Here is a 12,932-nt window from a genome sequence, read left to right on the forward strand (position 1 = left end):
ACACCCTAAACCTCATAGTTGACCCATTTTTTCTGTCCCCAGAACTGCAGGGCCGTGATGATGCCGATTAATGCCACGGTCCAGATCACGATTGCCGAAGCATACCCCCTGTTCCCTGCCACAAAGGATTCCCGGTAGAACAGGTACATAAGGGACTGGGCGCTGGTCAGGGCCGGATTGGTCTGGTCCACCATCATGTAAATCAGGTCGTAAACCTTGATGGAGGCCATCAGACGCATGATTAATACCACAAACAAGGTAGGGCTGACCATGGGCAGGGTAATCTTGAAAAACTGCTGTATCTTCGTTGCCCCGTCCAGGCTGGCCGCCTCATAATAGCTTTTGGAAATGTTCTGGATCCCGGACAGCAGCAGGATGGCGTCGTATCCGATGGCGCTCCAGATAGCCACCACGGCGCAGGCAGGCAGCACCAGGCCGGGCGTGGTAAGCCAGCTCACCTTTGTTCCGATTATCTGGTTGATGATTCCGTATTCCGCGTTGAAGATCCATTTCCACACCATTGCGATGGCTGCCGGGGCCACTACCATGGGAAGGAAGTAGATGGCCCTGAAGGCGGATTTTCCCTTAATCTTTGCATTCAGCAGCACGGCTGCAAGCAGGGACAGGAACACGCCAAGAGGCACGGTCAGGATACAGAAATAGATGGAGTTCCATGTTGCTTTCCAGAATTCCTTACTTGCAAACATCTGCTCATAATTCTGGATTCCCGTGACTTCATAAATCCCAAAGGGGTGGGTGGTGGAAAAACTCAGCACCAGGGTCTGGATGAAAGGATATACATTTAATACAATCAGTCCTATGATGGTGGGCGCAACCAGCAGGTAGCCCCATTTTGCGTCATCTGTTAAAATACGTTTCTTTCCCATAGCTTCCTCCATTTTTAGACAGTTTCCGTAAACAGTGCCGGGCATCATGCCCTTTCCGTTACGGTGCCTTTGCCTCGTCTACCAGCTTCTGCATGGCTGCAAGCCCCTCATCCAGGCTCACCTCGCCGCTGTATATCTTAAGCAGGGCATCATTAATCTGCGTCTTCCAGTTGGGTCTTGATGCATTGTTCACACTCTGTACCCCGTAAGGGAACATATCCACGCATTTCTGTACATCCAGCTTATAATCAAACTGGTCGAAGGCCTGCACCCAGGTGTGCTCCAGTCCCTCATAGGCCGGGATGGCTGCGCCTGACAGCCCCTGCACCCTCTGTCCTTCCTCAGAACCGGTGAATTTCAGGAAATCCTTCGCGTATTCCAGTTTCTTCCCCTTTGCCCCGGTGGCATAACACAGGCCGTTGGAAATGGTTGCCCTGCCGTCCCCGTTTAAGGGATCCGGGCATTTGGGCAGCACCGCTACATCCCACTTTCCTTCCAGGTTCTTATTGTTCTCCATCATGGACATCAGGTTCCAGTTGCCTTCCAGGTACATGGCGCCCTGCTCGGATATGAAGGCGGTTCCGGGATTGGTTTCTGCAAAATATTTCTGGTCCGGGCACCATGGCTCCTTTTGCAAATTAATGTAAAATTCCATGCCTTTTCTTGTGGCCGGGTCCGTGAAACCTGCTTTTGTCTTATCCTGGTTCAGGATATGGCCGCCTGCCTGGTACACAAAATTCCAGTACCCCAGCTGCTCATCCGCATATGCCATGAAGCCGTATTTTCCTGTCCTTTCATGAATTGCTGCGGACGCCGCTGTCAGGTCATCCCATGTCCAGGATCCATCCGGATATGTAAGTCCTGCATTATCAAACATTTCCCTGTTATATACAAGGCAGACCGTATCCTTATCCTTCGGCACCCCGTAGATGCGTCCGTCCGACCCCTTTGCATTGTTCAGGGAGATTTCCGAAAAATGTTTTGTGTAGTAATCCGGGTCCTCCTCATCATAAAGGTCTGTCACGTCCGCCAGTTTTCCATAATCCGCATATTTAAGGATCTGGTTAGTATGCATCCAGAATATATCCGGCAGCTGGTTGGATTCAGCCGCCGCATCCAGCTTGGTCCAGTACTCATCCCAGCTGGTCACCTGGACGTCAATCACCACATCCGGATTCTGTTCCATGTAGGCCCTGGCCACGGACTCCATGCCGTTCCTCTGGGCCGTATCCCATATCTGGAAGGAAAGCTTCACTTTCCCGTCCCCTGTTTTTCCTGCTCCTGCACACCCTGTGACCATGGCCGCGGCGAGCAGTAAGGCTGTTCCGAATACCAGACACCATTTTAACGTTTTGTGCATAGTCTTCCCCCTCTTATACCTGCATTTTTCGGTTTAAATAAACCATTTTGTTGCCTTTATTTTCTTCTTTCTTTCTGTTAACCTTATGATATCACGTTGTTTTATCCGGGTAAATGTTCTGTTAATACCAGTTATATACCTAAATGCTATTTTTGTATCTGTAGGTTGATATTGGGTAGCATTTGGGTATATAATGGGATATATGCAGTATAGAGCAAAGTACACCTTTGCACAAGGGTGAACCAGTCTGGCAATGATATCAAAGGAGGCGCTACATGAGCAATGTCCTTTTTTCCATTTTCCCCAATGAACGTTTTGTGGACCTGGGCTTATACCAATATGGCTGGGAGCAGTGTGAACCCCTGCATTCCTATGGCCCTTATGCACGCAACCACTATCTGTTCCACTATGTGATATCAGGCGCCGGAACCCTGATGTCCACGGATTCCAAAGGCATGACCAATACCTATCATATCAAAAGCGGGGAGGGGTTCCTTATCCATCCAAAGCAGGTTAACACCTACAGCGCGGACAGGGACCATCCCTGGGAATACACATGGCTGGAGTTTGACGGGCTAAGGGTTAAGGAAGCCCTGGAACTGGCCGGGCTTACCATGGACAATCCGGTCTATCACTCCAATGCAAGGGATCTGAGCCTGGAACTGAAGAACGAGATGCTCTATATCGCCAACCATTCCGACCAGTCGCCCTTCCACTTAATCGGACACCTGTATCTGTTCCTGGACTATCTCACCCGCTCCTCCTCGTCCAGGAGGATGATGCGCGGCGGGAAGCTTCAGGATTTTTATATCCGTGAAGCCACATCCTTTATAGAGCAGAATTTCCAGAACGACATATCCGTGGAGGACATCGCCGCCTTCTGCAATCTGAACAGAAGCTATTTCGGGAAGATATTCCGTGACGCGGTGGGCAAAAGCCCCCAGGAATTCTTAATCAGCTACCGCATGACCAAGGCCGCGGAGCTGCTGAAGCTGACAGAGCTGACCATAAAGGACATAGGCAATGCCGTGGGATACCCCAGCCAGCTCCATTTTTCCAGGGCGTTTAAGAAAACATATGGCATATCCCCTAGGGAATGGCGTTCGGAAAATAAGATTGCTTCCGGGACGGGGAAGATGGGGTGATTTAGACATGAAAATACCTCCTAAGTAGATTTTGGTTATTTACCTTGTCTACTTAAGAGGTATCATATCATTACAAGCAGCGGTCCTTTTATGCAATCCCACTTTTTTCCACGGAATGATCCTCTATTCCATATAATCCTATATGCATTCAATCTTCCCTAATGAAATCAGTTCCCTGGTACCCTTATGGAAGATGCATACCTTGGTGCCTGAAATATTTACCTTAACCTCTTCCCCTTCCGAAAAATTAATGCTTCCAAACACCACGGACCGCAGGTTTGTCCCCATACATTCTACGATTACCGTGGTTTCCATTCCGTAAGGGAAGGAGGATATGACCTTTGCCGGGATATTTCCCTCTTCTCCAATTAATACATCTTCCGGCCGTATACCCACAATGACATCCGGCCCCTTGGATCTCAGCCCAGCTTCATCCTCCGCCTCTGCCAGAAAACGGATTCCCGCCCTCTGTAACTCCGGATGACCGGAAGCTGCATTCATTTGAAAATCCACAAAATTCATGGCTGGATTACCGACAAAGTCAGCTACAAACATATTCACCGGCTCCGCGTACAGCTTCAGCGGTGGTGCATACTGCTGGAGTACGGCCGTATTCATCAGGCAGATGGAGGTAGATAATGCCATTGCCTCTAACTGGTCATGGGTTACATACACAAAAGTCGCATTGGATGTGCTGTGCAGACGTTTCAGCTCCGTCCTCATTTCCAGCCTCAGTTTCGCATCCAGGTTAGACAGAGGCTCATCCATCAGAAGAATCTGGGGGCTGGCCGCCAGCGTCCTTGCAATGGCCACCCTCTGCTGCTGGCCGCCTGACAGTTCTGAGGGATACCGTTCCAGGAAAGGCGTAAGCTGCAAAAGCACGCACAGTTCCTCTACCTTTTCCTTAATCTCCTTTTTCCCCCACTTCAGGTTTTCCAACCCAAATGCAATATTCTTATATACGGTCATATGGGGCCAAAGGGCATAATTCTGGAACAGGAAACCTACGCTCCTCTCATTTGGCGGCACATCGATTCCTTTTTCAGCGGAAAACACCAGCCGGTCCCCAATCCATATCTCGCCTTCAGTGGGTGTCTCCAGTCCTGCAATCATCCGCAGCGTAGTGGTTTTACCGCAACCGGAAGGCCCCAGCAGGGAAATAAAGCTGTTCGCCGGTATCTCCAGGTTCAGGTGGTCCACTGCCACCGACTTTCCATAACGTTTTGTTATATTTCTTAAGACAATACTGTTATCTGCCATTTCATCAACCCCCTATACCAGAATCAATGGATGCTCCGGTCAATTTATTCACAAGTGCGTTCAATGATATTACTATAATCACAATCAAAAGCGTAATTGCATTGGCAAACTGTTCATAGCCCTTTTGATTGTACATGAACAGCAGCGTCGTAAGCAGAACGGAGCCCGGCGTATATAAAAGTACGAACAGCTCCATTTCCCTTGTACAGCTGATAAACGGCAGGAGATATCCTGACATGATGCTGGTCTTCTGGATTGGAATAAGGATACGGCACATCCTTTTATACCAGGGAATACCCATTATCATTGCCGATTCCTCCAGTGTTGCGCTAATCTGGAACATGGAGTTCAGGCCGGACCTGGACGCCATGGGCAGGTATTTCACAACGCCTATGAGTACCAGAAGGGCGTAGGAGCCATACAGCGCCGGAATGATTCCTCTCCTGGCGGAAAACATGGACAGGTAAATGGCGGAAAGGGCAATACTGGGAATCAGATACGGCAGGAAGGTCAGGCTGTTCACGGTAGAGGACAGTTTCGTCCCCCATTTCCTGGCAATCCCATATCCTGCCAGGCATCCCACGGTGCCTGCTCCAAGGGAACAGCACAGGGCAAGAAGAAGGGTATTCTTTAATGCCTTCCAAAAGGTAGGATTCCTGAATATGCCGGAAAATCCGATTCCCGCATCCTCTGCAATCCAGTAACGCAGTGTGAAGTTAGACAATGAATAATCACCCTTTACCTGGGTAAGGGATTCTGTCGCAAAGCTCACGAAGGGGAGCAGAGTCACCGCCACAACAAAAACCACGACCACGGCACTGATTATCCTGCGGCCTCCCCGCAGTCTGGTAAGTGATACGTTGGAACTTTTGCCCGAAACCGTTGTGTAGGATTTCCTGGTTCCCAGCATCTTCTGGTTCAGATACAATATGGAAAAACTTAACACCAGCATCACAACCGCATATACATAACCGCGCCCGGGATTGGTGCCGTTGAGATAGCTGTACATCTTTGTGGCCAACGTATAAAAATTAACCGGCAGGCCCAGAAACTGGGCCGTGGAGAATACACTGAGCCCGGATGCGAATACCAGGAGTATGGTGGACAGTACGGCCGGCTTCACAAGAGGCAGTGTTACTCTTGTAAATATACGCAACCGGGAGGTTTTAAGAATCTGTGCTGCTTCCTCCAGGTTAGAATCCATGTTCTTAAGAATCCCGCCAATCAGAATGTATGCATAAGGAGCATAGTGAAGGCCCGTAACAAGCACAATAGGAAAAAATCCATAAGCAAACCAGTTGGGGGTGGCCAATCCTGTCACCGACTCAAAAATTCCAGTGGTCCCGCCAATCAGGCTGTTCTTAAAAAAGTTTGTCCATGCAATTGCCAGTGTCCATCCCGGCATGATATACAGGAACATGAACAACGTGGAACAGATTTTTTTACAATACATGTCGGTCCTTATAATCAGCCATGCGAACATTCCGCCCGCCACGATTGCGATAATGCAGGAAAACACAGCACACATAAGTGAATTCATGAGAGGGATGACAAAGGTCTGATATACCTCTCCTGATGCAAATGTCTTAGTCCAGTGATACAATGTATAGGAACCTGATGCTTCGTGGACCCTGTTAACTTCCGAAGTATGGACAATCAATGTATCCTTGAATATATAGATTAATGGAACAATAACCAGATATATCAGACAGATAAGCAAAACCAAAAGAATGATGTTATGGGGTCTGCGCAGGAAATTTCCGGCTTTTCTAGCTTTTACTTTCAATCAACTCACCTCTATTGTAAAATAGAATGGATACAAAGATATCATATCCATCCTATTTTAAGATTAACGCAGCAACCCAGGCTGCATCCGGTTAACGTAATGTCTCAATAAAATCTTCCACATCCGCACGGTGATTGACCAGGTAATCCGGGTCATCCAGTACGATATTCCCCTTCACTTCGTCAAAACTGTAATCCGTGGCATGGACGTTGGCAGGATTGGCGGAAAAACCACCATAATAATCATTGAACGCAGCCCAGCCATTTTCGCTCAGCAGCCACTCAGAGAAAAGTTTGGCAGTATTGGGATGCTGGCAATTATCAAGGATGATGGAGTAAACAGGATATGCATAGCCTCCTACCGGATTGCATGAGGATAAATCATAACTCAGCTTGATTCCCTTATCATCCTGTGTACTGAATCTCTGTGTGCTGAAATATCCGACCCACGTATCAGACTGCCCCAGGGCGCCTACGGTGGTTGCCGATGTGGTATCAGAGGTGGTCAGCAGGACACCATTTTGGAACATCATCTTAATGAATTCCCATCCTGCATTATCCGTTGTCAGGGTTATATCCTTTCCAAAATACTCCTTATATGCATCCGCCAGCCTTGACGCGTATCCGTCGGATGTAAGCATGGTCAGCATATCAAAGTTAACACCCTCGCTGGAAGGATCCTTCATGGTGAACAGTCCCTTATACTGCGGGTCAGCAATGCGCCACAGGTTCGTGAGCCATCCCTCCCCAACCAATTCATCATTATACATAAAGCTCTTTGTATCATAATACCAAATCAGGGCAGTACAATCATCATTGCCCACTATCTCTCCCACCCGGGGATTGGACCATTTCATGGCATATCCGGTATCCACCAGTTCCGCCATTACACGGTAGGTATCCTGGGCGCATACTAAATCTGCACTTACCGCACCGGACTGGCATTCTGAGGTAATCTTTTCAATCATCTCTGTTTCGCCCAGCTGTGTAAATTCCACCTTAATCCCAAATTCTTTTGCAAACCGGTCAGCCGCATCCTGCAAGTATGAATTGGCGCCATAAAAAACAAGGCCTCCTTCTTCCTTTGCAGCAGCAACCAGGTCATCATAACTCATCCCGTCCTCCTGGCCGGATGATGCAGCAGAAGCCCCTGCGGATTCCGGTTCCGATGCCGCCCCGCCCTCTTTTACCTCTTCCTTTGCAGCTTCTGTTCCCATGTTCCCTTCAGTTCCAGCTGCAGTTGCGGTACTCCCGGAACCCCCACACCCGCTTAACGCACCAGCTGCCATTATCCCTGCCAGTACGATTGCCATCAGATTGTTTCTTCTCATAGTATATTCCTCCTCATATTCCGATTTTACTTCGGAAACCAACATTACCAGTACACGGCAGCACAGTTCCCCTGCCATGGTACACTATAGTTTCATGTCTGATAAAAACTCCAGCATATCCGTATTCTTCTCCTGTACGGCTGCCTGGACCTTCTCATCCTTCGCCAATACATCCAACAATGCTTCAGCCACAGCCATCTCGCACAGATGGCTGTAATTCCTGTAAAAGTCAAACCTGGAAAAATCCCCTTTGGATTCAATCACATAATCAGCCAGTTCAGCCAGTGATGAATTCTTATAGGCGGTAATGGCTATCACCTTAAGACTCCTCTGCTTTGCCAGGGCCACGCCGTCAATGACGCTTTTGGTTGATCCGGACTGGGATACCGCAAGCACCAGGTCACTGCCGCCGGCCAGGTTAATCTGGTTCATATAATAATCGGCCACACCGCTGAAGGTGCACTTAATCCCCAGTCTTCCAAGCCTGAATCCAATATGTTCAATAATCGGAGTGGTATTGCCGGAAGCAATCAGGTGGACCTGATCGCAGTTCCTTAACAGATCCACGCACCGGTAAACTGTTTCCGAATTAATATTATCCGCGATATTCAGCATGATTTTGGAGTATTCCCGGAACACATCCCCCACACTGTTCACCGTATTAACCATCTCATGATTCTGATACCTTACCAGTTCCTTGGAAAGGGACATTCGAAACGGCCAATATCCTTTAAAACCTACATGCTGGCACATCCTCACCACGGTGGCCTCGCTCACATCACTTGCCAGTGCCAGGTCCTTTACAGTAAAATCAACTACTTTTGCAGTATTCTTCAGTACATAGTCCGCCAGTTTCCGTTCTGTGGGGGAAAGGGTTTCATACTGGGCCTGTATGTTTTCTATTGCAGATAGTTCCGTCATAAACAGCCTCCTTTTTCACAATCATATATCCTCTCCTGCCATTATACTAGAACCTGCACAAGGTTCTCAACCTGTTTTCAACATAAGGCAAAAGTCTGGAATGGATATATTCCGGCATATGGATGATTTTTACAGGATCCATATTCCCTTTATTATCGGAGATATACTGTTCCATGGCCTGGTAATACTTTCCAAGAAATTCCGTACCCAGGTTAAACTTGCTGATTCCCTTTGAGAACGCTGTCACAAGTTGGTCATCCGGTATACCGCTTCCTCCGTGTAATACCAAAGGAACCTTTGTAACCGCCCGTATTTCCTCCAGTCTCTTTATGTCAAGATGTGGGGTATCACGGTATTCCCCATGGGCATTTCCAATGGAAACCGCCAGGGAATCCACTCCTGTCTCCCTGCAGAACTGTTCTGCGGCGTCCGGCTTTGTGTACAGGTCTTCCTTGGAATCATCAGCATCAGAAGCCGCCCCCACATGCCCAATTTCCCCTTCCACAATTGCGCCCAGGTCATGGGCTGCCTTCACCACGTCCCCTGTTATCTCAATATTCCTTTCCAGCGGATATACCGATGCATCCATCATCACGGATTCAAACCCGCAGCGGATTGCATTCAGAACCGCCGCTTTGGTGTAATCATGGTCCAGATGCAGTCCTATAGGCACGGCAACCTCTTCGGCCAGTTCCTTTACCATCCCGGCAAATCCCCTTATACCCGTGGTTTTCTGGACCGGGACATGCTCCGGATACAGCATGATGATGGCCGGTGTATTGGATGACTGGGCCGCATAAACAACCGCCCTGGCCATATTATAGTCCTGACAGATAAATGCAATGGCCGCCGTGTTACTCTCCCTGGCCATCTGCAGGATATTACTTACCTTCTCATACATTCCTTTCCCCTCTCCCTTCTGATGGTGTTGCCCCTGAACCGGCTGCAGTACCTGTATCCATATGCCTGCATGCCAGAACAGGCAGCAGCCCTCCTGCAAAAAAGTCCCCCAGCCCTACAGTAGTCGGCCTGTCCACAAAATCCAGATCCTTACACGCAACGCAGCAGACCAGTGGATCTGACTCCGTTACCTGCCGGCAGAATGCCTCGCCCTTCGCGTTCGTCTTCCATGTGCGGATACGACCGTACTCTTCCAGCCCAAAATCATCACCATGGACATATCTTGCTGATGCAAGCATGATCCCGCTTTCCAAGGCTCCTTTAAACTCCCGGGCACCTGTTCCATATGCAAGGGCCCATATATGGGTATGTATGATAAGAAACGGAACCTGAAGGCATCGGTAAATGTATCTGACTGCATCCATAACCTGAACCGGATCAAGGATCCGTATTCTTTGTCCCACATAGTCCTGCAGTTCATCCTCATTCATGCTTATGATGTCTAATACCGGGGCCAATTGCCTGTGCACCATATGGCGGAACTCCTTGTTGATATAGCACCCGTCCTCCAAAATCACGGCAGCGCTATCCTTGAGTCCATTTAATATATCAAATACAGTATCCAGCCTGTCCCTGAGTATATATCCGTCCAACACCTCGCTGAAGCATGAGAGGAGAAAGACATCCGCATCCCTCACCATTTCCCCTGCATCTTCTGCTATCACCATATCCATGCTGTCCTTATCCCGGGATATGAGAATCCGGTTATGGCATGGCACGGTAAAATCAATGTCATTGGCCTGGATATGTACGCCAGATGGATATTGCAGGATGATATGGGGATACACCCTATCATACTCCAGCCCGTTTCCTGAATAAAATTTTATGCCGGGCGGAAGCAGATTTTCAATGTACCGGTTAAAACAACACATCCCAAGGGTGCTTTCAAATCCTATCTTCCGTATTGCGATGGCTGCCCTGGCAGCGGTTCCCCCGATAGTTGTCCTGTATGTAAATTCCTCTGCAAAAGCATTGCATGTCCGGAAGTCATCCGGTATGATTTCACAGCCTGTGCCCTGTCTCATACAAATAAGGATTTCAATCATCAGGTCCTTAATGGATGCTATCTGGCTCCTTTCTGTAAGTTCACCAGCATGTATACCGTGCTTCCTGATTAGATGTTCCATCACAGAAAGATCCCACTCCAACTCAAAGTCCACACACGCATGAAATCCTAATGCAATCTTCCTCTCCCCTGTTCCCTCAATGTCTTTATCCTTGGTCCTGCCAATATTGCTGCCCATGTGCCCGTCCACATTCATATCCATATGTTGTCCACATTCCTGTCCATACGCCTATACGGGTCAGCGGTACAGGGATGCCTTCCCTGCTGAATGGAACAACTGGATTTTCTGTCCTGCGACCTGCCTCAAAGTTTCAATACAGGGCGGATAGATTGCATTGGGTTCCCTCAAGGACCGGTCAGACAGTACTTCCCTGCATTTTTCATAAAAAGGAGCTTTAATGTCACTTGATATATTGACCTTATTGATTCCATGGCACACAGCAGTCTCAATCTCACTGTCCGGGTTGGATGAACCGCCGTGAAGTACCAGAGGTACCTTCGCAGCTTTCTTGATTTCATCCAGTATGTCAATCCTGAGTTTTGGTTCAAATCCTTTTGGATACAGCCCATGGCTGGTTCCGATAGCAACAGCCAGTGCGTCAATGCCGGTTTCTTCTATGAACCGTTCTGCATCCTTGGGATTTGTATAATGAATCTCATTCGTTCCTGTTTCAATGGAGTCGGTATTGCCGATTGTACCTAATTCCCCTTCGACTGATACGTAATCAGCTGCCGCATGTGCCGTCCCGCAGACCTTTTTACAGAGTGCGATATTTTCCTCAAAAGGCAGCAGTGACGCATCAATCATGACAGAAGTAAAGCCCAGGCTGATAGCCTTCACGCAATCCTCATAGGAACCGCCGTGGTCCAGATGGATGCACACGGGTACTGGTGCATGATTTGCCTCATCAATCACTGCTTTAATAAAGGAATTCTGTACAAATGATAATTCATCTGGGTGGATGGCCACAATAACCGGAGAATCCTGGGCAATTGATTCCTGCATCACCCCGGTGAGAATCATATTGCTGGATGTGTTAAAGGCCGGTACTGCAAAGTTTTTTTCTTTCGCAACTGCCAAAATGTCTTTCATGTTTACAAGCATCTCTTCTGCCCTCCTGATTGTCCCTCACTGTAAATGGTAACTTGTTTTCATAGCTTTATTATATTGCTATGAAATAAAATGTCAATATGTTTTTGTAATGAAATTTCTTTTCAGTCAATATAGTGAAATTAAACTGTCAAATTTGTGCACAACTACGAAGCTCAGCCCCCCTTCGTAAAATATGCCTAATAAAAATCAAATCCTAAAACAATGTTGGTTACGCGGCAGCAGATGGAGGGAATAAATTTTCAAACGTTCCCTGGTTTTGGACACAGCAAAAAGACAGATTGGAATCTGTCTCCTTCTGTATCATGATTAAGGTTTAAGGAAAACGGCGAATCGCCAGATATTTAAGAATCATTCTCTTGACTAAGGATACCCATCACAATTCCCTCCAGCTCCTCCACCCCCGCAGCCATATAATCAGGTTCTATCCCACCACACGCCCCAGGATGCCTGTCCGGATCATCTTCACAGCCAGGAACCCCATGATGCCTGCGGTTAAACCAGACCGCTTTCCATCCGGCCCTCTTAGCCCCAATGACATCATTGGCAAAGGAATCCCCAATATAATATGTATGCCCCACATCCAGGCCCAGCGCTTCCTGTACCTTCCGAAACACGCGGATATCCGGTTTCGCAACCCCCATCTCAGCCGAGATGAACACATGGTCCTCCTCTATCCACTGTTCCAATCCCAACACGCGGATTTTATCCCGCTGGTGTCCGGAAGGGCCATTGGTTATAAGCCCCAGAAGGGCGCCCTTTGCACGGGCCTCTGAAAGGATTCCTGCCATGCCTGGGAGAAGCCCGATTCTTTGCTGAAACATCCCGTATGCCTCTTGGAGCCGGAGCGCATCCCGGGGCTTAAGACAGATGTCCAGGTCGGCAAATGCATGGACCAGCCGGTAAACATACATATCCTCCATTGACATCCGGCCGGATTCGGACTGGTTGAAAACAAGCTCGCTGTAATGCCTGCTGCGTACAAACAGGCGTTCATGATCCGTCCTGAAATCATTTCCCAGGACCTGCCCACAGGCCAGCCGGAAGGGTTCCAGCTGGTCATACAAAGTGTCGTCCACATCAAACAGTAAGGCTGTCATATACCG

General features: G+C 48.4%; 11 protein-coding genes. 1 reads left to right on the forward strand and 10 read right to left on the reverse strand.

Going from position 1 to position 12,932, the window contains the following annotated elements; genetic code table 11:
- Window positions 1–5: 5 nt before the first annotated feature.
- Window positions 6–887, reverse strand: a complete 882-nt coding sequence (locus MCJ35_RS12505) for a carbohydrate ABC transporter permease (RefSeq protein WP_025486928.1) — start codon at window positions 885–887, stop codon at window positions 6–8.
- Window positions 888–945: 58 nt separating this feature from the next.
- Entirely contained in the window at window positions 946–2,247 is a 1,302-nt protein-coding gene (locus MCJ35_RS12510; RefSeq protein ID WP_240299506.1) for an ABC transporter substrate-binding protein, read from the reverse strand.
- Window positions 2,248–2,522: 275 nt separating this feature from the next.
- Between MCJ35_RS12510 and MCJ35_RS12515 the strand changes: the two genes are divergently transcribed.
- Window positions 2,523–3,392, forward strand: coding sequence for an AraC family transcriptional regulator (locus tag MCJ35_RS12515; RefSeq protein WP_025486927.1), 870 nt, complete (start codon window positions 2,523–2,525; stop codon window positions 3,390–3,392).
- Window positions 3,393–3,530: 138 nt separating this feature from the next.
- Here the strand turns inward: MCJ35_RS12515 and MCJ35_RS12520 are convergent, their stop codons facing one another.
- The 8 genes from MCJ35_RS12520 to MCJ35_RS12555 all read right to left on the reverse strand — a co-directional run bounded on the left by MCJ35_RS12520 (window position 3,531) and on the right by MCJ35_RS12555 (window position 12,926).
- Entirely contained in the window at window positions 3,531–4,652 is a 1,122-nt protein-coding gene (locus tag MCJ35_RS12520; RefSeq protein ID WP_025486926.1) for an ABC transporter ATP-binding protein, read from the reverse strand.
- Window positions 4,653–4,656: 4 nt separating this feature from the next.
- A complete protein-coding gene (locus tag MCJ35_RS12525; RefSeq protein ID WP_025486925.1) occupies window positions 4,657–6,438 on the reverse strand; it encodes an ABC transporter permease in 1,782 nt (593 codons plus the stop codon).
- A 91-nt stretch (window positions 6,439–6,529) separates the two neighbouring features.
- The gene (locus MCJ35_RS12530; RefSeq protein WP_025486924.1) at window positions 6,530–7,768 is read right to left on the reverse strand and encodes an ABC transporter substrate-binding protein; all 1,239 of its coding nucleotides are present in this window, start codon (window positions 7,766–7,768) and stop codon (window positions 6,530–6,532) included.
- Window positions 7,769–7,852: 84 nt separating this feature from the next.
- Window positions 7,853–8,689: a MurR/RpiR family transcriptional regulator gene (locus MCJ35_RS12535; RefSeq protein ID WP_025486923.1), complete on the reverse strand. Its 837-nt coding sequence runs from the start codon at window positions 8,687–8,689 to the stop codon at window positions 7,853–7,855.
- A gap of 46 nt (window positions 8,690–8,735) precedes the next feature.
- Entirely contained in the window at window positions 8,736–9,590 is an 855-nt protein-coding gene (locus MCJ35_RS12540; RefSeq protein WP_025486922.1) for a class II fructose-bisphosphate aldolase, read from the reverse strand.
- Window positions 9,583–10,917 (reverse strand): ADP-dependent glucokinase/phosphofructokinase, encoded by a 1,335-nt coding sequence (locus MCJ35_RS12545; protein WP_025486921.1) that lies wholly within the window; start codon window positions 10,915–10,917, stop codon window positions 9,583–9,585. The genes MCJ35_RS12540 and MCJ35_RS12545 overlap by 8 nt, the downstream gene beginning before the upstream one ends.
- A 36-nt stretch (window positions 10,918–10,953) precedes the next feature.
- Window positions 10,954–11,820: a ketose-bisphosphate aldolase gene (locus MCJ35_RS12550; RefSeq protein ID WP_025486920.1), complete on the reverse strand. Its 867-nt coding sequence runs from the start codon at window positions 11,818–11,820 to the stop codon at window positions 10,954–10,956.
- Between the two features lie 350 nt (window positions 11,821–12,170).
- Window positions 12,171–12,926: an HAD family hydrolase gene (locus MCJ35_RS12555; protein WP_025486919.1), complete on the reverse strand. Its 756-nt coding sequence runs from the start codon at window positions 12,924–12,926 to the stop codon at window positions 12,171–12,173.
- Between the last annotated feature and the right edge of the window lie 6 nt (window positions 12,927–12,932).

Origin of the sequence: Enterocloster sp. OA13, from assembly GCF_022440595.1 — a bacterium.
In the GTDB taxonomy this organism is placed as follows: domain Bacteria; phylum Bacillota; class Clostridia; order Lachnospirales; family Lachnospiraceae; genus Enterocloster; species Enterocloster hominis.